Annotated in this window: 22 protein-coding genes; 9 read left to right on the top strand and 13 right to left on the bottom strand. The window is 44.4% G+C overall.

Annotated features, from left to right (window positions below; genetic code table 11):
• Positions 1–32 precede the first annotated feature (32 nt).
• Together ATB74_RS01945 and ATB74_RS01940 are read left to right on the top strand one after the other, a co-directional pair.
• Complete coding sequence (locus tag ATB74_RS01945) at positions 33–1,001, top strand: sugar kinase (protein ID WP_061016167.1); 969 nt, start codon at positions 33–35, stop codon at positions 999–1,001.
• Between the two features lie 15 nt (positions 1,002–1,016).
• Positions 1,017–1,646: a bifunctional 4-hydroxy-2-oxoglutarate aldolase/2-dehydro-3-deoxy-phosphogluconate aldolase gene (locus ATB74_RS01940; RefSeq protein ID WP_060980734.1), complete on the top strand. Its 630-nt coding sequence runs from the start codon at positions 1,017–1,019 to the stop codon at positions 1,644–1,646.
• An 83-nt stretch (positions 1,647–1,729) separates the two neighbouring features.
• Here the strand turns inward: ATB74_RS01940 and ATB74_RS01935 are convergent, their stop codons facing one another.
• From ATB74_RS01935 to ATB74_RS01910, 6 genes are all read right to left on the bottom strand, one after another.
• Positions 1,730–2,881, bottom strand: coding sequence for a M20 aminoacylase family protein (locus ATB74_RS01935; protein WP_060980735.1), 1,152 nt, complete (start codon positions 2,879–2,881; stop codon positions 1,730–1,732).
• A gap of 24 nt (positions 2,882–2,905) precedes the next feature.
• Positions 2,906–3,868: a DMT family transporter gene (locus tag ATB74_RS01930; protein ID WP_060980736.1), complete on the bottom strand. Its 963-nt coding sequence runs from the start codon at positions 3,866–3,868 to the stop codon at positions 2,906–2,908.
• Between the two features lie 3 nt (positions 3,869–3,871).
• Positions 3,872–4,867, bottom strand: coding sequence for a DMT family transporter (locus ATB74_RS01925; protein ID WP_060980737.1), 996 nt, complete (start codon positions 4,865–4,867; stop codon positions 3,872–3,874).
• Between the two features lie 80 nt (positions 4,868–4,947).
• A complete protein-coding gene (locus ATB74_RS01920; RefSeq protein ID WP_052879296.1) occupies positions 4,948–5,910 on the bottom strand; it encodes a DMT family transporter in 963 nt (320 codons plus the stop codon).
• A 26-nt stretch (positions 5,911–5,936) separates the two neighbouring features.
• Positions 5,937–6,707 carry a maleate cis-trans isomerase family protein gene (locus ATB74_RS01915; protein ID WP_060980738.1) on the bottom strand — a complete coding sequence of 257 codons (771 nt, stop codon included), beginning with the start codon at positions 6,705–6,707 and terminating at the stop codon, positions 5,937–5,939.
• Between the two features lie 95 nt (positions 6,708–6,802).
• On the bottom strand, positions 6,803–7,966 hold the full coding sequence (locus ATB74_RS01910; RefSeq protein ID WP_060980739.1) for a M24 family metallopeptidase: 1,164 nt from the start codon (positions 7,964–7,966) through the stop codon (positions 6,803–6,805).
• A gap of 342 nt (positions 7,967–8,308) precedes the next feature.
• Here ATB74_RS01910 and ATB74_RS01905 point away from each other — a divergent pair, with 342 nt between their 5' ends.
• The 3 genes from ATB74_RS01905 (at position 8,309) to dpaL (ending at position 10,694) form a co-directional block, all read left to right on the top strand.
• Positions 8,309–8,986, top strand: a complete 678-nt coding sequence (locus ATB74_RS01905) for a helix-turn-helix transcriptional regulator (RefSeq protein WP_017095787.1) — start codon at positions 8,309–8,311, stop codon at positions 8,984–8,986.
• Positions 8,987–9,008: 22 nt separating this feature from the next.
• Complete coding sequence (locus ATB74_RS01900; protein WP_004732389.1) at positions 9,009–9,392, top strand: RidA family protein; 384 nt, start codon at positions 9,009–9,011, stop codon at positions 9,390–9,392.
• A gap of 123 nt (positions 9,393–9,515) precedes the next feature.
• Positions 9,516–10,694 carry a diaminopropionate ammonia-lyase gene (gene dpaL, locus ATB74_RS01895; RefSeq protein ID WP_061016165.1) on the top strand — a complete coding sequence of 393 codons (1,179 nt, stop codon included), beginning with the start codon at positions 9,516–9,518 and terminating at the stop codon, positions 10,692–10,694.
• 79 nt (positions 10,695–10,773) lie between these two features.
• Here dpaL and melR read toward each other — a convergent pair whose 3' ends face one another.
• The gene (gene melR / locus ATB74_RS01890; RefSeq protein WP_060980741.1) at positions 10,774–11,778 is read right to left on the bottom strand and encodes a transcriptional regulator MelR; all 1,005 of its coding nucleotides are present in this window, start codon (positions 11,776–11,778) and stop codon (positions 10,774–10,776) included.
• Positions 11,779–12,105: 327 nt separating this feature from the next.
• Between melR and ATB74_RS01885 the strand changes: the two genes are divergently transcribed.
• The 3 genes from ATB74_RS01885 (at position 12,106) to ATB74_RS01875 (ending at position 17,263) form a co-directional block, all read left to right on the top strand.
• Positions 12,106–13,458 carry an alpha-glucosidase/alpha-galactosidase gene (locus ATB74_RS01885; RefSeq protein ID WP_060980742.1) on the top strand — a complete coding sequence of 451 codons (1,353 nt, stop codon included), beginning with the start codon at positions 12,106–12,108 and terminating at the stop codon, positions 13,456–13,458.
• Positions 13,459–13,530: 72 nt separating this feature from the next.
• Entirely contained in the window at positions 13,531–14,958 is a 1,428-nt protein-coding gene (gene melB, locus ATB74_RS01880) for a melibiose:sodium transporter MelB (RefSeq protein ID WP_060980743.1), read from the top strand.
• Between the two features lie 94 nt (positions 14,959–15,052).
• Entirely contained in the window at positions 15,053–17,263 is a 2,211-nt protein-coding gene (locus ATB74_RS01875; RefSeq protein WP_060980744.1) for a hypothetical protein, read from the top strand.
• 107 nt (positions 17,264–17,370) lie between these two features.
• Here ATB74_RS01875 and ATB74_RS01870 read toward each other — a convergent pair whose 3' ends face one another.
• Complete coding sequence (locus ATB74_RS01870) at positions 17,371–17,631, bottom strand: DUF5062 family protein (RefSeq protein WP_060980745.1); 261 nt, start codon at positions 17,629–17,631, stop codon at positions 17,371–17,373.
• A gap of 447 nt (positions 17,632–18,078) precedes the next feature.
• Between ATB74_RS01870 and ATB74_RS01865 the strand changes: the two genes are divergently transcribed.
• Positions 18,079–18,294, top strand: coding sequence for a hypothetical protein (locus ATB74_RS01865; RefSeq protein ID WP_060980746.1), 216 nt, complete (start codon positions 18,079–18,081; stop codon positions 18,292–18,294).
• 131 nt (positions 18,295–18,425) lie between these two features.
• Here ATB74_RS01865 and ATB74_RS01860 read toward each other — a convergent pair whose 3' ends face one another.
• Genes ATB74_RS01860 through ATB74_RS01840 form a run of 5 tightly spaced genes read right to left on the bottom strand, consistent with a single transcriptional unit; the run spans position 18,426 to position 23,236 of the window.
• Complete coding sequence (locus ATB74_RS01860; protein WP_060980747.1) at positions 18,426–19,172, bottom strand: phosphatase; 747 nt, start codon at positions 19,170–19,172, stop codon at positions 18,426–18,428.
• Positions 19,173–19,189: 17 nt separating this feature from the next.
• Positions 19,190–19,924 (bottom strand): nucleoside/nucleotide kinase family protein, encoded by a 735-nt coding sequence (locus ATB74_RS01855; protein ID WP_061016163.1) that lies wholly within the window; start codon positions 19,922–19,924, stop codon positions 19,190–19,192.
• Positions 19,925–19,934: 10 nt separating this feature from the next.
• Entirely contained in the window at positions 19,935–20,468 is a 534-nt protein-coding gene (locus ATB74_RS01850) for an MltR family transcriptional regulator (protein WP_081090046.1), read from the bottom strand.
• A gap of 42 nt (positions 20,469–20,510) precedes the next feature.
• Complete coding sequence (locus ATB74_RS01845; protein WP_060981133.1) at positions 20,511–21,782, bottom strand: zinc-binding dehydrogenase; 1,272 nt, start codon at positions 21,780–21,782, stop codon at positions 20,511–20,513.
• A 50-nt stretch (positions 21,783–21,832) separates the two neighbouring features.
• Positions 21,833–23,236 (bottom strand): PTS mannitol transporter subunit IICB, encoded by a 1,404-nt coding sequence (locus ATB74_RS01840; protein ID WP_061016161.1) that lies wholly within the window; start codon positions 23,234–23,236, stop codon positions 21,833–21,835.
• Between the last annotated feature and the right edge of the window lies 1 nt (position 23,237).

The following is a 23,237-nucleotide window of genomic DNA, read 5'->3' as shown; positions in this document are numbered from 1 at the left end:
CAAAACCAACCTTTCCTTTCTAAGGCTATATTATGACCCACATCGCAATCATCGGTGAGTGCATGATTGAACTAAATGGGGCTCCATTTGGCAACATGCATCAAAGCTATGGTGGAGACACATTAAACGCGGCAATCTACTTGAACCGTAGCGCTGCGGCTAGCAATCCCATGAGTAGCAATAACACTGCGAATCCAGCGATACAAACAAGCTATGTTACGGCGCTTGGCTCAGACGCTATCAGCCAAGAGATGCTTAACCGATGGCAGGATGAAGGGCTATCAACCGAGTTCGTACTGATTGACGAGCAGCGTTCACCCGGGCTCTATCTCATTCAACTCGACAATGTTGGTGAGCGCACCTTCCTATACTGGCGTAACGATTCGGCTGCTCGCTACATGGTACAGCACTCAGATTTCGATAAGATAGCGAACCAACTTCGTGACGTTGATATGGTGTTTCTAAGTGGTATTTCCCTCGCGATACTGCCACACAGCGATCAACTAAAGTTGCTCACTATCATAGAAGGCCTACGTGAACGTGGCGTTACCATCGCCTTTGATAGTAACTATCGACCAAAGTTGTGGGGCTCAGAGGCCGCAACTAAAGAGTGCTATCTATTGGGCTATAAAGCGACCGACATAGCTCTAGTCACGTTCGATGATGAACAACTGTTGTGGAGCGATCAAACACCACAAGACACCATAACAAGGCTGCATGCACTCGGTGTCAAAATCGTTGTTGTCAAGCTTGGAGCTGAAGGCTGCTTGATCAGCGAAAACCCCGCAAATGAGCCCGTAAAAATCACAACGACACCTGTCGAGACTGTGGTTGATAGCACCTCTGCTGGCGACTCTTTTAACGGCGGTTTCTTCTCTTGCTATCTCGCTGGAGGTTCTATTGAAGAAGCCTGCCACCAAGGTAATGCGTTAGCCAGATTGGTGATTCAACATCATGGCGCAATCATCCCAAAATCCATCACCGACACTCTTTCAAACTGATATTAAGAAGTACACATGTCTACAATTAACGAACAGCTAAAAGCACTTAAAGTTATCCCTGTTATCGCCATTGATAACGCAGAGGATATTATCCCTCTAGGCAAAGTATTGGCTGAGAATGGGCTTCCAGCAGCTGAGATTACGTTCCGTTCAGACGCCGCTGTTGAAGCTATCCGACTGCTTCGCCAAGCACAGCCTGACATGCTGATCGGCGCGGGCACCATCTTAAACCGTGGGCAAGCACTCGCAGCAAAAGAAGCGGGCGCGACGTTTGTGGTATCACCGGGCTTTAATCCGAACACAGTTAAAGCATGCCAAGAGAGCGGCATCGATATCATTCCAGGTGTGAACAATCCAAGCACCGTTGAAGCGGCATTAGAGATGGGCCTAACAACCTTGAAGTTCTTCCCAGCAGAAGCATCAGGCGGTATCAGTATGGTTAAATCGTTAGTTGGCCCATACGGCGATATTCGACTGATGCCTACAGGCGGTATCACGCCATCAAACATCGATAACTACTTAGCAGTGCCCCAGGTATTAGCCTGCGGTGGTACATGGATGGTGGACAAGAAGCTGGTTATAGACGGTGAGTGGGACGAGATCGCACGCCTAACGCGAGAGATTGTTGAGCAAGTGAATAGTTAAGCAAACTAAGGCGTTCACCAATTTGATAACGCCTTACATACAAAAAGAGCGAGTAGCTTACCTCTCGCTCTTTTTTCATCTATCTATTGTGACAATTGTTGCTCTACAAGCGTCTTCCAGAACCCAACGCCATGTTCCAGAATATTATCGTTGAAATCGTAGTGTGGGTTATGGAGCGCAGTGCCTCCACATTCACCGACACCATTCCCAACTAGCACATAGCACCCTTTTACTTCGCGTAACATGAACGAGAAATCCTCACTGATGGTGAAGCGTTCACAAGCTCCATTCACATTCTCTTCACCAACAACCGCTTGTGCTGCTTTCACTGCATGAGCCGTCTCTTCAGGCGTGTTAATCGTTGATAAGAAGCTGTTGTTGAAGTGGTATTGATAATCAACACCTGCCGACATGCACTGGCCAGCGACGACACGCTCAATCGCTTTCTCAATTTTATGCAATGCTTGATCGGTAAAGCTGCGAGTGTCACCAGAAATAGTCACTTGCGAAGGAATCACATTCACGGTGCCATTGGTAACAAAGTTAGTCACCGAGATAACCGCCGTCTCATCAATCGCGCTCAAATTACGCGAAACGATGGTTTGCAGTGCTGTGACCACCTGAGCTCCAACAACAATCGGATCGGTTCCCATGTGTGGCATCGCCGCGTGGCCGCCCGTCGCTTTGATCACAATCTCAAAACTGCTTTCACTTGCCATAAGCGAGCTTGGACGAGTCACAAATTTACCTTCTGGAATACCCGGTAAGTTATGCATAGCGTAAATCGCATCCATATTCCAACGAGTGAACAGGCCATCAGCGATCATCGCTTTCGCTCCTGTGCCTCGCTCTTCATCTGGTTGGAAAATGAAGTATACAGTGCCATCGAATTGCTTACTGGTTGCTAACTCTTGCGCCGCACCCAGTAGCATCGCGGTATGGCCATCATGTCCACAAGCGTGCATCGCTCCTTCATGTTTTGAAGCGTGACAAAAAGTGTTCTGTTCATGAATGCGCAGCGCATCCATATCCGCACGTAGACCAATCGAGCGATCGCTTGTGCCATTTTTCAGAATTCCAAGCACACCTGTTCCGCCAATACCGCGGTGAACTTCAATGCCGAACTCTTCGAGCTTGTTCGCTACAAATTCAGATGTTATGAACTCTTCAGTACCGAACTCTGGGTACTGATGTAAATGGCGGCGCCATTCTGTAACGTTGGCAATGTTAGTCATGGAAACTCCAATAAATACTTAAAATTAATTTGTTAAAACTGTTTTAGGTGTCATCTCGCGGGACTTGTTGGATGCAGCAAATAGCATCATTGCCACAATAATCAAGCCAACAGCCAGCGCCCTAAAAGGTGTGATGGGTTCTCCAAACACCAAAACAGCGATGAAAAATGCAGACATAGGGATGAGGTTTAAAGCCATACTGCTGCCTTCAACACCAACACGCTCTATGCCGTATATGTATGCGATGTAGCCCAGCCCTGATACAAAGCCACCTAGCACGATAATGCAGAGTAACGACCAAGAAGGGCGAATCACCAGTAACAGGCTTGGTACATCAAGGCCTGAAACCAGTAAGTAAATGAAAAATCCAACCGCCGCAAAACCAAATTGATAATGCATGGTGCAAGTTGCACCGTATTTTTCTGCAAGCTGAGCGCGCAAATGAGTCACCGACGCAAAGCTCAGCACACTCAATAGACAAATCAGGTGCCCGATGTTTACTCCTCTATCTTGAGACGTAAACGGAGGAGCGAGCACTAACATGCTGACGCCAACCAAAGCAATTCCGCTAGAGACGATTTGCATGCGAGTAAATCGAGCGCCGTAAAAAATCTGACCTATCGCCAAGATAGCAATGGGAACAAGTCCCTGAATGACGCCATTTTCTGACAGTGAAATATAGTCCAACGAGAGAAACGAAAGAAAGCTAAACAAACCTTGGCCAACGACACCGCATACCAACAACTTGAATAGATCGCTCCGATTAGCCCAACTAAACGCCAACTTCGGTTTGCTTTGAGTTTTCTTGTGGAGCATTGCCGAGAAAATCAGGACTAAAGATAAAACAAAGAATGCCATCATGTAGCGTAGCCACACCAACAATCGCGCATCAATGGTTTGTAATGGCAAGGTAGCTAATGCGCCCTCTGAACCCCATAACAACCCTACGCCAATCGCTGCCATCCAACCTTTAGTCACTGATTTCATCACTTAGCTAGCTTCTGGTGTTGCTTTTTTATCGCAAGCTAAATTTTCTGATGATTGCTCTTCCTGCTTTGTCTCAAACTTCGTAAACACGTAAAGTGCGACCACAATTAATGAAACAACGATGGTTTTACCCATTGCCATCTGTTCGCCAAGTGTTAAAACCGCCACTAAGTAGCCAACCAAAGGCATGAGATTTAATGCCATCGTTGCCTTTTCGACACCGATACGCTTGAAAGAATACAATTGAATCAAGTAGCTACCGCCAGAGATACCCGTACCTAAGAAAATAAGCAAAGCAATTAACAGCGGGCTAGAGAAGATAATGTAAATCTGAGATAGGTCTAAGCCCATGGTCAATACAACGATGATGCCCATTACTGCAACTGAGATGTATTGGTAAAGCATCGAAACAACTGAACCGTATTTGTCCGCTAAACTAGCTCGTAAGTGAGCTGTCCACGCTAACGCCAACATTGAACACGTCACGTAAACGTAACCTAGTAGTGGCGTACCACCTTCAATGGAGTTTGTCGGGCCAACACTCATTGCGTAAATACAAACCGCCGAAGCAATGAAAGCACCCCACTGAATCTTGTTCATGCGGAAGTTCATAAACATCATGCCAAAGAAAACCGTCGCGAACGGCTGCATGCCTTGAATAACACCGTTTTCAGTCGCACCAATGTGAGAAAGAGAAAGGAAGTTGAACAGTGAAAACACCCCTTGTCCAACGATGCCACAAAGCGCAATGCGACCAATATCTTTGGTATCGATCTTTAACGAAGAACCCAAGTCAGCGCTTAAGCTTTTGCTACGTGATGTAAAAAAGAAAATGGTGGAAAGGCCAATTACCGCAGTAACGTAGCGGAAAAATACCAATGTCATCGGGTCAACAGCCATAGAAAGCGGCTTAGATACCACCCCAGTTACGCCCCAGATACAGGCAACAGCAATGGCAGCAGTCCATCCTAAAAATGTGTCTCTGTTTGTTGTGTTCATCTGTCTATCTTCCATAATTTTTAGGTAACGGCGGTGCGCACACCGCCTTGTTACTCATAATTTTATTTAGTGGTTTTTCGCTAGTTAACGTCTGTCGCCGTTTTCAGCTGAGGCGCTTTTTTCTTCGCCTTACCAAACTTCATGAACAGCATCATTGAGCCAATAACGACTGCAATCGCTAGTAGTCGCATTGGCGTTACCGCTTCACCGAGAGCAAACACAGCCAGGACGAAAGAAGACAGAGGCATCAAGTTAAGTGCCATACCCGTTCCGTCTACGCCGACTCGTTCCATTGCATAGATGTAGATTAGGTAGCTGATACCTGAAATACCCACACCCAGAATTGCAATACAAGCCATACGAAGTGGAGAACTGAAAATACCGAGAGCTGAAGAGAAATCGGCGCCGACAACCAGTAGGTAAAGACCGAAGCCAATTGCCGCAAAAACAAACTGGTGATACATCGTCGCTACTGAACCATATTTCTCAGCAAGCTTGGCACGAGCATAAGCCATCGTAGAGAAGCTCGCGGCACTACCCAGACAGATCAAGTGACCAATGTTAAATCCGCTGCCTTCAACAGAAGGGTCCATGACCAAAATAGCGACACCAACGAAGGCGCCAACAGCTGCCAAGATTTGTAGTGGTGTAAAACGCTCGCCGTGGCGAAGGAAACCGACACACAAAATGATGATCGGGATAAGGCCTTGGATCACGCCGTTTTCTGAAGCAGTAATGTAATCAAGAGATAGGAACGATAGAAAACTGAAAGCACCTTGACCAATAATGCCGCAACATGCCGCCCAGAAGATGTCGTGTCGGTTTGCCCAATTAAGTTTAAAATCGACTTTTTTCTGTGGTTTACCCATTGCATTGCTGACTTGGATAATCACAAACAGAGTAATGAAAGCGACGGTATAGCGAACCCATACCAAGACTTGTGCGTCCATTACTTCTAAAATGGGTGTCCCTACGATCCACGGAATACCCCAAAGCATGCCAATGAAAATGGCAGCTAACCAACCTTTAGTTGTATTACTCATCTTAAAATTCCTTTATTCATTGGTTGCTATTGATTTAGCAATTGTCCGTAACCTGGACATTGAGCTTTGTTGCCGACTAAGTGCATGCAGTGCCAGAACATCGCAGAGTTGCTGCACACGACTGGGATACCAAATTGATCTTCAATCTCTTGAATGTGGTCAAGAACACGAAGGTTGGTGCAAGACATAAACACCACATCGGTACCAGAGCCCGGCAACATTTTGCTCAACGCTTCCATCATTGATTCCTTTGAAACCGTCGTGATGTCAGTGTCTTTCTCAATGCCAAGTGAACCTAAGACAGGAACTTCAAAGCCAGCAGCAATCAGTTGTTGATAAAGAGGGAAGTTCACTTCTGTTGGGTAGGGGGAAAACACGGCAACTTTTTTTGCACCCAAGTGCTTAAATGCGGCTTGAGCAGCTGTCCATGGATTGGTTGCGGGAATATCACCGCGATTTTGTGTAAGAAGGTTAGCGACTTTTTCTTCACCGATAATGATAGAAGCTGAAGTGCAACCAAACGCCATGACATCCATGGGTAAACCCGTCGCTATCAGATCGGATGCTTCGCTGATCCCAACCGCAATTTGGTCGAGTGCTTCTGGAGTCATTTCGCTACTGTAATAAACACGGGAGCTAAACACTCCTGCTTGTGTGCCCAGTAATTTTGCCCAGTCCATCTCTAAAGAGTGGTCAGTACTTAGTTGCACTAAACCGATATGAACTCGACCAATCCTTGGAGCCTGAACGTGCTGTAATGGGATTTCAAATTGTCGAAACTGTTCTATTGTTTGCATGAGAAACTCGTATTTTTATAGTTTTTATGTGCTGACTCCAGAGTCCAGAGTCAGCTTTTGTAGGGTGTTAAATTTGTACGGTGCTAAATTTTTAGCTAAATAATGATCAGTTCTGGTTCAGCTCGTTCGCTCAACCATTCAGCGCCGTCTTCAGTGATCACGATGTTCTCTTCGTGAACCATCGACTTACCCGGTGCGTAAACCATGCCCGGTTCTAGCGTCATCACCATGCCAGGCTTAAGTACTGTGTTGTCGGTAGCGGTGTTAGACGGGCGCTCTGTCAGTTCCATACCTAAACCGTGGCCAAGACGACCAACGTCGTTACCCAATGCACCATTAGCTTCTAGTACTCCCCACATCGCGTTGTAGATATCCGTCGTGGTTGCGCCCGGTTTCGCAGCCTCGAAACCTTTAGTTGTTGCTTCGTAAGTAGCGCGGTATGCCGCTTTGGTTTGCTCACTTGCATGACCAAATGCCCAGTTGCGGTCGAAATCAGAGAAGTAACCATCACGTACGGCGCCCGTATCGATGATCAACACATCTCCCGGTTCAATAATGCGATCGGTAGGACCCATGATGATGCTGTCATAACCATCAGGCCCTGAGCCTGCGATGATGTAAGGGCATTCGTCCGCACCTTCTAACAACATATCGATACGGAACTGTTTACAGATTTCACGCTCGGTCATGCCGGCTTGTGCGTAACCCGGAATCTTGCTAAACCCAACATTAGTAATGCGGCAGATTTCGCGAGTTTTTTCGATTTCAGCTTGTGATTTAATCTGACGAAGCTCATGCATTGCTAAAGACACATCAACAAAGTCTTTCTTAACCATGGTGGTTAATTTCAAGTAGTTGTTCACCGGCATACGTAGGTGAGATTCAATGCCCAGCGTTGCGCCCACTCGGCCATGACGACAAGGCAGAGAGTTCAATGCGCTAGCTACTAAGCTAATGCCATCATCTTCAGGACGAGGAGAAGGCCAAGTAATAATGTTGTCGACCCATGTTCCCGCCATACCACTTGCTCCGATTTCAGGAACAATCGCAATCGGCTTTCCTTCTGCAGGAACGATGACAAACCATGGACGAGTTGGGCTGTGCCAAAACTGAGTGTGGAAGCCAGTAAAGTAGCGAACGTTTGGCTCGGTTGTGAAAATCATCGCATCCAGATTCATCTCATGCATGACTTTTTGAGCGCGTGATGTTCTGTGTTCAAACTCAGCTTGTTCAAAGCCGCGGTTTAGGTAGTTAGTCATTGGAACCTCTAATTATTGTATTTAGGTAGGCACTTCTGCTGCTCTTCACAACCAGTAACCAACCCTATAGTTCAATTTTATTTACGTTACGCTGAGCATCTTACTGACATTTCAGTTAAATAATGTGACCAAGATCTTAGGGTTAACTATAGTGACCAGAAACCATCTAAAACTGGAAATATTGTTGATTACGATCAATTTTGGGTACTTATTTGTAACTTTAGGCTTGTGTAGGGAGCGAAGATATAGTCTTATAGTTACATAAAGTTAATTGGCAACTTGAAATACATCGATTAACCAAAGATAATGAAAGGCAATTAAAGTTAACAACAGTGGTCTAAAATGAACGCATCAGCATATAAATCGTTTAACGTTGAATTCACCGACAATGATAGAGAGCATCTCGCACTGAATTTTCGCTTAGCCGAAACTATTGCCGACTTTATTGGTCCGCACTGTGAGGTTGTGATTCATTCATTTGAGAGCTTTGAAAAGTCGGTAGTGAAGATAGTGAACGGCCACCACACGGGTCGAGAAGTAGGGTCACCTATCACCGATCTAGGGCTGAAAATGCTGAGTGTGTTTGAGAGCACTGGTGAGGTCACGCCAAAGAGTTACTTCACCACCAGCAAAGATGGGTCACTGCTTAAATCTACGACCTGTGTGCTAGCTGGAGAAAATGGCAAACCGATTGGGCTGTTCTGTATCAATATGAACTTGTCTCACCCGTTTCCTGAGATCATAAAAACTTTAATGCCAGACATGGCTCATGCCCCTGTGGGTGTGCATGAGAACTTTGGAGCTTCAACAACAGAAGTGATTGAGCAAGCGCTTGAGCACGCTATTTTTGAAGTCGACAACGATGAGTCAGTCAACTTAAAAGGTCGAAACAAAGCCATTACCAAGCTATTGCTTGAGAACGGTATTTTCGAATTAAAAGAGGCGACAGCATTCGTATCTGAGCGTCTTGGTATTACTCGCCACGCTATTTACAAATACATCCGCGAGTTTAGAGCATAGAAACCCTATAAAGAGAAACGAAATGAAAACAAAAATCCATACAGATCTAGCACCAGCAGCAATCGGCCCCTACTCTCAAGGTATGGCATTCAAAGACCTAATCTTCACTTCAGGTCAATTACCGCTTGATGCAAAAACAATGGCGTTTGTTGAAGGTGGCATCAAAGAGCAAGCTCGTATGTCACTAGAAAATCTAAAAGCAGTTTTGGAACAAAGTGGTGGTTCACTGGATACCGTTATTAAAACCACATGTTTCTTATCTGATATGGAAAACTTCGTTGCATTTAACGAGGTGTACACGGAAGTATTTGGTACAGAGAACGCACCTGCACGCTCTTGTGTTGAAGCGGCTCGTCTACCAAAAGACGCATTAGTTGAAGTAGAAGCGATCGCTTACATCAAGTAATCACGAACCGCTTTAATTGAAGACGTATAGCTTAATCCAATAACGTGAAGCTATAACGAAAAACAAGGTCATTAAGCATCGTTGATGGCCTTTAAATCCTCTGCCTGTATCTAAGTGTGCCCTATGTTAAAACTATCAAAAAATTCATTCTACACTGGTCAAGTCTGCGAACTGTTTACCGCTTCTCAAGCGCAACAAGCGCGTGAGTTTCACCGCCAGATCGAAGGCTACCAACCTACTCCTCTCGTGTCTCTTCCACATCTTGCTAAACAGCTTGGTGTTAAGGCGATCCTCGTTAAAGACGAATCAAAACGCTTCGGTTTGAATGCATTCAAGGTACTCGGCGGTTCTTACGCTCTGGGTCGCCAATTGGCAAAACACCTTGGCATTGATATATCTGAGGTCAACCTTAAAACGGTCGCTTCAAAACTAGAAAAACCACTTGTTTTTACTACAGCAACCGCAGGCAACCATGGTACAGGTGTCGCTTGGGCTGCTCGTGAAATGGGCCAAAAAGCCGTGGTTTATATGCCAAAAGGTTCATCTCAAGCAAGCGTTAACCGTATTCAAGGCCTAGGCGCTGAATGTATCGTGACAGAAGTGAACTACGACGACACGGTACGCATGGCGAACCAAACCGCTCAAGACAACGGTTGGATGTTAGTTCAAGACACGGCATGGGATGGTTATGAAGAGATCCCAACGTGGATTTCTCAAGGCTACATGACAATGGCAGATGAAGCAGTTGAGCAAGCTCAAGCATTGGAGTTTGGCGCTCCAACTCACGTTCTTCTGCAAGCCGGTGTAGGCGCAATGGCAGGTGGTGTGTTGGGTTACCTTGCAGATAAACTGGGAGCTGACACATTTGAAACCATCATTGCTGAACCAGCAGCGGCAGATTGTATTTTCCGCTCTGGCGAGAAAGGTGAAATGGTTAATGTAACGGGCGAGATGAACTCCATCATGGCAGGCCTTGCTTGCGGTGAGCCAAACCCAGTAACGTGGCCTGTACTGCGCGATTGCAGCAATCACTTTGTTTCGGTTGACGACAATGTTTCAGCAACGGGTATGCGTATCCTTGGCAACCCACTTAGTGGTGATGAACAAGTGATCAGTGGCGAATCTGGTGCTATCACACTTGGTTTACTTTACACGTTATGTCGTGAAGGTGCAGACCAAGCAGTACGTGATGAGCTAGGTTTAAACCAAGACGCAACCATCATGCTATTTAGCACTGAAGGTGATACCAACCAACCGCGATACCGCGACATTGTTTGGAACGGCTTACACCTATCTAGTTAACTAAAAGACTCCACAACTCCAATCAAAAAGCCACAGCAAAACGCTGTGGCTTTTCTTTTATCGGGTTGTATCAATATCGCTAACTGTCTGTCGTTGTTAGCGGCCGCTTACCGTCACACGCCCCTTTCTCAAGGTCGTATAGCGGACTGGCTCCATGGCTGCTCCATCGGTGATCTTCTCTAGCTAATTTTCTATATTGAGTCGGCGTGACACCAATGTACGTTTGGAAGGTTTCATAGAATCGGCTGCTCGAATTAAAGCCCACCGTGAGTGAGATATCAAGAATGGTTCTATCCGTATCACTCAGCAAAGCACGAGCGTGGTTGATGCGCATCGCAGTAATGTACTGCTTAATGGTCATCTGCATCGTACGCTGAAATACGTTCATCGCGTAGTTGCTGTGTAACCCGATATGTTCAGCGATATCTTTAACGGTCAATGGCTGATTATGGTGAGTCGCAATATATTCCAACATCTGGCTGACATAGAATTGGGAGTGTTTCGATACCCCTTTCTTGGTCGACTTATCCTGTCGATTTACCAACAGTTGTTGCCAGCCATCAAGGCAGATTCGTTTAAGCATCAAGCCAATTTCATCCATAGCCAACTGTTGACGACTTTCGGACGAATGCTTTATCTCTTGCGCCCAACGTGAGATTTCAAATTCACTGATCAACGAACAAGAATCCGATTGCAACACACTGCCGTGAGTGATCTGGTTGACTAAATCTCGACTGAGAGCCCACGACATAAAATGGTGAATCGGTATATTGATGATCCCCATATTATGGCATTGGCCTGGATTCGTAAGTCGATGAGGGACCGATGCCCAAAACAAGCCAATCGACCCACTTTTGACCACAACCGGACTGCCGTTAATGATGTACTCCACATCATCGCCAAAGGGTATATTCACCTCAATTTGACCATGCCAATGATAACCAGGCATGGAATGAGGGGCTCTGAGTTCAATATCGATTTTCTCATAGGAAGAATAGAGAGACAGCGGGCTTACCGACACGGTCTCGGACGAGTACTTGTCTAAAGTGATAATTCTCACCGTATCTGGGGCTGATTGCGACATGTCTCGCTCCTTAGGAAATCGTATATGTGACTTTTAGCAGCTCCTCGATAATAAAACTCAGAAGGCGATCATAGAGCTGCAATAGCCCATTTCATAAGATTATAACTCTGTGATTAGAGTTCAAAGCTTGAGTGTAAGACAGCCTTCATTGCACAACCTATCTCCTTAAAACCCGATAAATTATCCCATTTCCTAAGATTTCCATTCGTGAATTCAAAAATATTAGAAAACCGGAGAGCTCTTCGGTTATCTGAGACGAATCGGCATGGGTTCTAGGTGTAATTTATCTGCATCAACAAAGAACTAAGAGAGATAAAGGATTCCACTATGCAAAGCCCTAAAATCACATTCATCGGTGCAGGCTCAACCATTTTTGTTAAGAACATTCTTGGCGACGTTTTCCACCGTTCAGCACTACAAAATGCTCATGTCGCATTAATGGATATTGATGAGAACCGATTAGAAGAGTCTCACCTTGTCGTCAGTAAGTTGATGGAATCATCCGGCGCGACCGGCTCTATCTCATGCCATTTAGATCAAAAAGAGGCACTACAAGGTGCAGATTTTGTTGTCATAGCCTTTCAAATCGGTGGCTACGAGCCATGTACCGTCACAGATTTCGAAGTGTGTAAACGCCACGGTCTTGAACAAACAATTGCTGATACATTGGGGCCTGGCGGGATTATGCGTTCACTACGCACTATTCCGCACCTTTGGAGTGTCTGTGAAGATATGACCGAAGTTTGCCCGAACGCGACCATGCTCAACTACGTCAACCCAATGGCAATGAACACATGGGCAATGTACGAGAAGTATCCGCACATTAAACAAGTCGGTTTATGCCACTCTGTTCAAGGGACTGCAGAAGAACTAGCACGAGACCTAGACTTAGATTACGCAGACCTTCGCTACACCTGCGCTGGCATCAACCACATGGCTTACTACCTAACCCTCGAGAAGAAAACAGAAAATGGTGAGTACGTCGACATTTATCCAGACCTACTTGAAGCTTTTGAGAGTGGCAAAGCGCCTAAGCCGGGTATTTATCACAATGGTCGCTGCACCAACTTGGTTCGCTATGAGATGTTTAAGAAGCTTGGTTACTTCGTGACAGAGTCTTCTGAACATTTTTCTGAATACACCCCCTACTTTATCAAACCAAATCGTCCAGATTTAATCGAACGTTATAAAGTGCCACTTGATGAGTACCCTAAACGTTGTGTCGAACAAATTGCAGATTGGAAAAAAGACCTTCAAGAGTTCAAAACAGCCGACAAGATCACCGTTGAGGAATCTCACGAATACGCTAGTACCATCATGAACTCTATCTGGACAGGTATACCGAGCGTCATCTATGGCAACGTTAAAAACGAAGCCTTAATTGACAATTTACCTCAAGGTTGCTGTGTTGAAGTCGCCTGTTTAGTGGATGCCAATGGTGTTCAACCAATCAAAGCTGGACGCCTACCAAATCACTTGGCCGCATTGATGCAAACGAACATCAACGTCCAAACTCTATTAACAGAAGCCATTCTCACTGAAAACCGCGACCGTATTTATCATGCTGCGATGCTTGACCCTCATACTGCCGCTGTACTTGGAATAGAAGAGATATACGCGCTGGTTGATGACTTGATTGAAGCCCATCAGGGTTGGTTACCAGAGTGGGTTAACAAGTAATTTCATACTAATAAAAACATACAATAACGTGAATATTAACGCCTTCTCAGTGAGGAGGCGTAAGGAGTGGCAATGAGTATCTCAATGAATACCAAGCTAAGTTATGGCTTTGGCGCATTTGGTAAAGACTTCGCAATCACCATCGTCTATATGTACCTAATGTTTTACTACACGGATGTAGTCGGTATTTCTGCCGCTACAGTCGGAACTATTTTCCTCGTCGCACGCATCTGGGATGCAGTCAATGACCCTATTATGGGGTGGTTAGTCAACAATACACGTACTCGATGGGGCAAGTTCAAACCTTGGATTTTAATTGGCACACTCGCTAACTCCGTGGTTCTTCTGATGGTGTTTAGTGCGCATTACATCGAAGGTCCTTGGTTAATCGCATACGCCGCTGTCACCTATATCTTGTGGGGCATGACTTACACACTAATGGATATCCCTTTTTGGTCACTGGTCCCAACACTGACTTTGGACAAGCGTGAACGTGAAGAGCTTGTTCCATACCCTCGATTTTTCGCGAGCCTTGCATGGATAGTAACCGCAGCAATCGCTATGCCTTTCGTGAACTACGTAGGTGGGGACGATAAAGGGTTCGGCTTCCAGATTTTTACTCTCTTGTTGATCGCTTGTTTCTTGGTATCAACTTTCATTACTTTGCGTAATGTAAAAGAACGTTATTCAACCGCCAACCTAGACACAACACAACCCGAAGAAAAGGTTTCACTGAAAAAGCTTCTAGCGCTTATCTACAAAAACGACCAACTGACCAGTGTTCTGTGTATGGCGCTGTCTTATAACCTCGCAACCAACATCATTACAGCGTTCGCGGTTTACTACTTCACTTATGTGGTGGGTAATGAAGAACTTTTCCCTTACTACATGGCTTATGCAGGTATTGCTAACCTCATCACACTGGTGCTGTTCCCTAAACTTGCCCAGATGTTTTCACGCCGAGTTCTGTGGGCATGTGCGTCCTCTTTCCCTATTTTAGGCAGTGCAGTACTCATCTACGTTGGCATGTACGACAAACAGAGCATTCTGCTGATATCAACAGCAGGCGTTTTTCTACAAATTGGTACAGCACTGTTCTGGGTACTTAACGTCATCATGGTGGCAGACACGGTCGATTACGGTGAGTTTAAACTAGGGTCTCGTTGCGAAAGCATCGCTTACTCAGTGCAAACCTTGGTCGTAAAAGCAGGTTCGGCATTTGCCGCTTTCTTTATCGGTATCGCGCTCACCGCTGTTGATTATGTACCTAACGTAACGCAAAGCCCTGAAACCGTATTCGGTATGCAATGCATCATGGTCGGCCTACCTGCTTTCTTCTTTGCCATTGCGTTAATCATCTACTTCCGCTTCTACAAACTGAACGGTGCCTATCACCAAAAGATTCAAGATCACTTAACAGAGAAATACGACCATATTACAAACGAAGGCTCAGACAAAGGGGAAACCGCGAAACCGACAGAACCGGCACAAGCAACATAAATCATAAAGCGACGTCAATGTAGGTTTTCGACCACATTGACGTTCATACCAACACCCCTCACTAGCCTTTCTACTTCCAATAAAAGAGATCCGTATGAAACTCAAAGTACTTGCTTCTGCCATCACTTGTTCCCTCATGCTATCAGCTGGGGCACACGCACAAAAAAACGACAACATTCTTACTAACCCTAGCTTTGAAAATAAAGGGTTAGGATGGAGCTATTGGTTTTCTAACATCAAAAACGACTTCACTCATGAAGGAGAATACCGGGGTCGTATCGCTCAAGGTAAGAATCACCACATCAGTCAAATCGTAACGATTCCCGAGACAGGCTACTACGATTTATCTGCGTATTTTATTAGTCCTTCAAACGACGCAACCCTCGCAATGACTAACCTCACCGATCAAATATTAGTGAGTGACAAAATAAAACAAAGCACCAAATATCAACGAAAAAACCTAAAACACATCCCACTAGAAAAGGGCGAGCAGCTAAAAGTCTGGTTCTCAGGTTCTAACCAAGGAGGGGTCAGTGTCGACAGTGTTGCATTAATCAAAAGTAATAAAAGTAAACCTCTACATTTCAACCAAATTATTCAGCTCTCAACTCAAGAACAAGTCGGTGTCACTAGCGTTAATAAGATTTCTAGGGATATAAAGTTCCAGGTCCCGTTTGGCACAGATCTAACCGCATTAACCATAGGAAAGTTCCTAATCTCTGAAGGCAGCTATTCGTCTATCAACTCGGGTGATGTCATCGATTTCAGTCAGCCGGTACAAGTTGCAGTGATAGATGACAACAATAAAGAACAGCTGTGGACGCTCACCGCTATCGAGAGGGAAAAGCAAGTGGTGGTCACCTCTTCGAATACGAAGCTCCAAGACTCTTTCGAATGGGCTATAGATAAAACTCAGCGCTTCGTAATGACAGGTCAACATGACCTCGTGAATCGAGATGAATACAATAATGATGGTGATGGCAGCGCAGATTACATTCCATCTTATTGGGCTGGCTACTTTGACCGAACAGCCTTTTACTCAAGAGATTTCTTACATCAGGCAAGTGGTGCAAAAATCGCAGGGCTTGAACCAGAGAATTTCTCAATGTTCAAAACCTTCGCCAAGCATTCAACGGAATCAAGAAAGTGGTACACACTATGGGCCATTAATTTTGATGGTACGCCACACACTATTGATTATGATGACGACAATTGGTTTGTTCGTGAAGTGCCAGCACAGTTTGAATTTGTTGAAAAGGCATGGAAGCAATATCAATGGACGGGAGACAAACGTTATATAGAAGATGATGATCTCTGGCAGTTTTATACCAAGGTTCTCACCGATTATATCGAGCTACATGATGACCAAGATCCAAATGGTATCGCTGAAGGTTATGGTGGTATTTTTGAAGGTTCTGCCACGTACAACGAACGAGGTGAGTTTCCAATCGAAGCGGGAGACGGAATTGGTTCTCAATACCAAGCGACACTCGCTTACTCAGCAATGCTAGAAGCACGAGAAGAATACAACGAGGCGACATTATGGCGAGAAAAAGCCCAAGAACTTAAGCGTTATTTTAATGAAGACTGGAGCATCGTAGACCCAAATAAACCATTAGAAAACTACGTTAACATTGTTCAAAAAGATGGACTCCGCCTAAACGATTTTGGTAAAGAGAATAGTTGGTTCATGCCGATGAAACTCATTACAGAACCCGGAGAGCGAAATAACAGATACCTTGATTTCATTGCTAGCAATCTAGGTAATGGCATTGGTAGCACACCAGAGGCACCAAACAATATTGAAGCCTACACATACATTCCTGAAACCTACTTCCCATATAACCGCAATACTGAAGCATGGAAGTGGATGCAGTACATAATGGACACTAAAGATCAGCCACACGAACGTCCAACTCAAGGAACCAATGGTGACTACCCAGAAATATCCTTTACATTCATTTCGAACACGATTGAAGGCTTAATGGGCATCAAACCAAACGCAGCAGACCACAGAGTGACGACAGCTTCTCATCTCACCAGTGACATAGAATGGTTAAGTGTGGATCAGTTACCAATGGGTGAACATGAACTAACCCTACGTCATGATGGGCTCACGAAGTCAACGCTGACCAATAGCTCTGATCATGTCCTCGAATGGGAAGCATGGTTCTATGGTGATTACCCAACGTTAATCGTAGATGGCCAAGCAATCCGCAGCCAAAACAAACAAGTGAACGGGCAACAAGTTAGCTATGTGATTGTCCCCATAGCGAAAAACTCTACTCGTGTTATTGAAAGGTAACGCTTAAAACAGAGCCTAGCGAATAATCGCTAGGCTTCTTAGTTCAAATGTCAGGCTAGTAACAAGCTAAAAATAAACAAGTGAGGGCATTCCTGTTTAGCTACAGCTTACTTTAATGGGTCATTGTCCGGCAGTGCTTTGTGAATCCATAACGCCAAACGTTTTTTAATATTTGCCCCATCCAGCTTATTTTCAGGCAGAGGCGTAATCTGGTTAACTTCGACTAAGAACAAATACACCGCTTTAACCTTTATCGGTTGGGATGAATTTGGCAAATCAAAACCTTGTAGTTTTGCCATCTTAAAACCGACTTCAACTGCTTTTTTTACCAGTTTATCTTCATTAATGATCTTCGCGGTTTTCGACATATCATCTCCATCATCTTCATCGAATGAACACTAAGTATATCAAACCAAAAAATTCACAAGATTACTTCGCTCTCAATTTGAGGAGTCGCTTTGATAAATAACATAAAACGAATAACAGGCTCTAAACTGATTCTAATTAGATTTATATTTACGCCATCAATACCTATACGCAAACGATCTCTTAACAGAACACTCAATAAATGAGATCCTCAGTCAATAACTGAAAATCGAACCATATTTCACTTACTATTCCAAAGAATACGGAATACTATGATTCTCATTACAATGGTGTACACTCTATAAAAGATAAATAAACTCCTGTTATTTAACCAGTTTTATACTAAAACGACTTAGATCATATTTACAGAAACCTGTAACAGAATATTATTTACAAAACACTCACTAAGAAAATAGAATAAAACCACTAATATTATACTGGTGTTAAAAATGCGTTACCTATGGGCTTCATTCTGTCATAAAAATCCGGTCATCGGACGAATCGTTCATATCTTTGTTATGTTGGTAGCGTTAGCTTCTATCGTTGTTCCATTGATATCAAAAGACGCAACAACCATCTTAGTTTCACTGTGTGTCGCTCTGGTATGTTTCGTACTATTTATCTTCTTTGCTCTTGCCGACAAAATGCGCTCAGGTATGCACTAAACTCAAATTTTCATAACTCGCTGTCTGTTTTCTAACAATGATAATAGACGGCCAGTTTCCAGATACAAAAACGCCCAAAGTTATTAGCTTTGGGCGTTTTTGTATCTGGAAGGTTAATTTCGATAAAGTTCTTAATATAGTTCGGAGAACTCTTCTATTCGACTCTTACCGCGCAATAATAAAAAATTCAAAAAGCGAGATGTTGAGGTCGTGATTATTTTATCTTCTTCCACTCCGTGCTTTTCAAGTAATGCTTTTACGAGATCCAAACGAGCAATTTCTTCGCAGAAATGCGCATCAGAACCAGTAGAGAAATAAACGCCAATTCGCTTACCAAGCTCGACAATTGTTGAGCATCGCACATCACTTCCTTTACGGCTTTTACCCGTCAGTGATGTGTTGTTCACTTCAATCGCGACATTGTGATCCTTTGCGCACTGCAGAACCGCTTCCATATCAAACTGATAGTTTGGGTTCCCTAAGTGCCCCAACACATCAACTTTGCCACTCTTAATAACATTCATTAATGCCTGTGTGTGTTCTTGCTTCGTCGAGGGCTTGAAAACTGGTTCATGTAAACTAGCAATCACCCAGTCTAAATGTTGGTAAGAAGAAGGAGGAAGATCCAACTCACCTGCAATGTTCAGCGTGTTAGCTTCCACACCGCGCAAGATACCGACACCATGAAGAAAGCGGGGCAAAATCCTTTGGTTGTTGAAAAACCAGTAGTGGGGGGCTCCCGGCATTTCAGGAGCATGATCCGTTGTACAAAGGAGTTTTAGCCCCTTATTTTTTGATGCTAGAGCATTCTCAATAATGGTGCTATAGGCATGGCCACTTGCCAATGTATGGGTATGGCTGTCGACAACAATCTCCATCATGACCTCCTATTTGTTTAATTAATTTCAAACGAACCGTCTTGGTTCATATACAGAGTCAGATCAGCCTTAATCGAATGGTTTAAGACTTTGGCCACGTTCTTCGAATCCGACTTTTCGTAAAAATCTTGTGCCGCTTCCGGAGTTGAGCCGCCACGAATTTTTCGGTTAACAAGGCGCTCTTCCAGAAACTTGGGATCGGTATCGATAAAGATAGTGAAATCCGCCAACTCATGTAGCCCATTCCAGACAGGCTCATCTAGCAACAACCAATTGCCCTCAATCACCACGATCTCTTCATTGACGGCTATCGCATTATCTACTGGGTCATGAAGGTTGCGGTCATAATATGGCCACATTGGGTCTTTGATCTTAAGCTGTTTAAGTTTTTCAATCAGTGACGTTAAATTAAAGGTTTCGTAAGCCCCTTTAATGGTGCGAAGTTGAATTTTTTCATCTCCTCGAACGATATAGTTTGAATCCAATATTTCGTTGGGATAATGAAAACCATCAAATGGCAGAACTTGAAGTGGCTGACAATTCGCTTCTGTCTGTGACAAATGCTCCCAAAACGCGGCTAACGTCGATTTGCCACTACCAGGAGGTGCAGCTAAGAAGATGACCGTTCGATCATTTTTCTGTTTGTAGAGCGAGGTGAATTTTTCAACCAGCGGTTTATGAATAAGCTCAATGTCGCGATCGGGAAAAACAGCTTCTGTTTCAAAGCCACTGACGTTTAATGACACTTGCATGCTAACAACCTTAATTTAGTATTTCTTTCTCAACAGTTTCTAACAAGCTTTCACAAGATAGTTTGAGAACCGTCTTGATGAGCGACTCGTAGCGAGCTTTAGAAAATGCATCGAATGACGAAAATTTCAATTGATTAATAGAGTCTAAATAGATGTTGTTTTCAGCTTTAGAGAATGTCGACTGATTACAAATGAAGTCGTAAATCATGTCATCATCAAATTGAATCGCGTGAGGTTGCTTGGTAACAAACCCATGCATTTGTTCGAACAATCCAATATCGGCATAAGTTTCCAACGATATTTTTCCCATGGCGAACATCAATTTTGATACCACATCAATCTCGACCAAAGGGCCATTTTCTTTAAGGAGAGGCGTCACCGCATACTCTATAACCAACGGATCTTGCACAAACACCCTTGGGAGCAGTTGCTTTAGCTTTGAGTTGATCAGTTTATGAGATGCTTTAATGAAACAAGTCGCATTGGCGCACTCTTCTAGAGCATCTAATAATTCTTCTTGGACTGTAATATCTAACTTCCTCATGCATTGTGGTAGCAGGCTAGCTACCACAATATCAATTGTCGATTAAGCCGTTAAATTCACATCGTAGAACTCAAGCAGGGCTTTTTCTGCCTGTTCATTCCATACGTAATTGTTGGCTTTAACAATAGCGTCAAGTTCGTTAAAAAACGGATCAACATCCGCTAAGGTATGGAACTCATCTATCGCTGTTAGTGGCATATCTATATGAGGGTAAATCAATTTCTTGCCACCTGGAAGATCCAGCTGATTCAAAATGGTATGTGGCGCGGCTTCAAGGCCACCGATGTGCGTTAACATGAACGATGGGTTGATCTTGCCTGCTTCTGACAGCTCTACTGACTCAATCAAATCACCTGTTGAACCACCAGAGGTACCGACGATATGCGTTGATTCGTAGTGAACGTTGTAGAAATTAAACGGTACTTTGAATTGTTTATCCGTAGGACCAGCAAAGAAGTTTAAACAGCCATCATTACCAAGTAGTTCATCGGCTTGCTCTAGCACCTGTGCAACTGCTGCGTATACCATGACATCGTCATAGCCTTTATCTTTATTCAAACTTTTTAGGTAGGTAACCGGGTCATCAACTTTAGCAGTATTCACATAATGTAATTCAATACCGTTTTCCGCAGCTTTTGATACTGGAATAAGGCTTTCAGCGCGCGCTAGACGTGCTTCATCAATGTCAGTCACTACAATCAAGCTTGGTTTCACAGGTCCATTAATCGCATAATCAATCGCGCCGATGCCCATAGGACCAGCACACGCAAGTAAAGCGAGTGAACCACCTTCTTTAATACCCATTTGATGTTCATAGACATATTGCGTTGTATGGTAGCTCGCATGGAATGCACCAATAATGCAAGACATTGGCTCTGCTAACGATGCATTTGCGTAATATGGGCTTTTGTATGGGAGGACACAATCAAGGTCAATCGCCACTTTCGGGATAATCGAGTAAGTCGCATTCCCACCAAAGGTTTCGTAGCTATAACCTGCTGAGTAGCCAGTTGGTAGGCCCATTGCAGGTTGCAGTACAAATGGTTCGCCCGGCTTGAAGCGATCTTTTAGATTAGCGCCAACTTCAACAATCACACCCGCATATTCGTGCCCTGTCATCACTGGCACTTCAGAGATGTTGTCAGGAACTCGTTTATGATTACTACCTAGCAGTGCTGCTTTGTAAGTTGAGAGGCAAATACTATTAGAAATATTTTTTACTAGCAGTTCATCATCCGAAATCTTTGGTAGATCAAAGGTTCTAAGTTGAACGTCTTTCTCACCACAAATAACCGCTGCAGTTGTTTGAACCATGATTTTATCTCCGAAAGGTGGGGCCATGACCTGATCCCAAAATTTAAAATTTAGGCTTGTTGACCGATTGTATCCATTAGCGTGTCTAACGCTGGATCGTGAAGGAAGTTCTTAATTGTTACTACTGGTAGCCCTGTAGCTTTGATTGCACGACTCTCTAGGCTTTCGTGAGTAACCACCACATCGGCATGGCTCGGCACTTTCTCAATCGCATAGTTTTTTACTTCAACTTCGTAGCCTGCTTTTTCGAGCTTACGTTTGAACGTTGAAGCGCCCATGGCACTTGAACCCATCCCTGCATCGCATGCAAAAGCTACAAATTTGATGTCTTTCGCTTCAGTTTTCGCTGCTGAAACAGGAGTTTTAGCCACTGAACCTTCTGCTTTCATGTCTTTCATGTCAGTCATCGATTGTTCGAACTCATCTTCAGTTTCTTCCTTCTTGCTCACTTTTAGGATTGCACTTGCCACTAGGAAAGACACAATCGTTGCTGTTGCTACACCCGCGATGGTTGCGAAGAAGCTGCCTTTTGGTGTTAGAGCTAAGTAAGAGAAGATTGAGCCAGGGCTAGGGCCAGCAACCAGACCACCATCAAGCAGGTTGAATGTTGCGATGCCTGTCGCTGCACCCGCAATCATCGCGAGAATCATGATTGGCTTCATTAAAACGTATGGGAAGTACAACTCATGGATACCACCAAAGAAGTGAATGATGATTGCACTTGGTGCTGACTTCTTACTTAAACCTTGACCGAACTTAGCGTAAGCCAGAAGCATACCTAGACCAGGACCAGGGTTAGATGCCACCATAAAGAAGATAGATTTGCCCGTTTCCGCCGCTGCTTGCAGGCCTAATGGATAGTAGATACCTTGATCAATAGCGTTGTTCAGGAACAGAACTTTTGCTGGCTCATTAATAATGGCGAGTAAAGGGAGGAAACCAGTCGCTACAAGCGCTTCGATGCCCGATTTAACGAATAGGTTCGCTGCAGTCACAGCAGGACCAACAATCGCGTAAGCAAACAGACACATCAACATGCCGAAGATACCTAGCGAGAAGTTGTTTACCACCATCTCGAAACCTGAAGGGATCTTGTCTTGTAGACGTTTATCGATTTGAACGATTACCCAGCCACTCAATGGGCCCATAATCATCGCACCTACAAACATTGGAATTTCGGCGCCAGCGATAACCCCCATGGTACCGATAGCACCCGCTACCGCCCCACGCTTATCACCTACAATTTGGCCACCGGTGTAACCGATAAGTAGTGGCAGTAAGTAAGTTATCATTGGGCCGACTAACTCACCGAAATATTCGTTAGGCACCCAGCCCGTTGGAATAAATAATGCGGTAATAAAGCCCCACGCAATGAAGGCTCCAATATTTGGCAAAACCATGGCGGTCAGATGACCACCGAAGGCTTGTATTCTGGCTCGTAAATTTGTAGACACG

The sequence above is a fragment of the Vibrio splendidus genome (genome assembly GCF_001557875.1).
GTDB classification, from domain to species: domain Bacteria; phylum Pseudomonadota; class Gammaproteobacteria; order Enterobacterales; family Vibrionaceae; genus Vibrio; species Vibrio splendidus_F.
The sequence above is the reverse complement of the archived record's forward strand: the minus strand, read 5'-3'. Positions and strand labels throughout refer to the sequence as shown.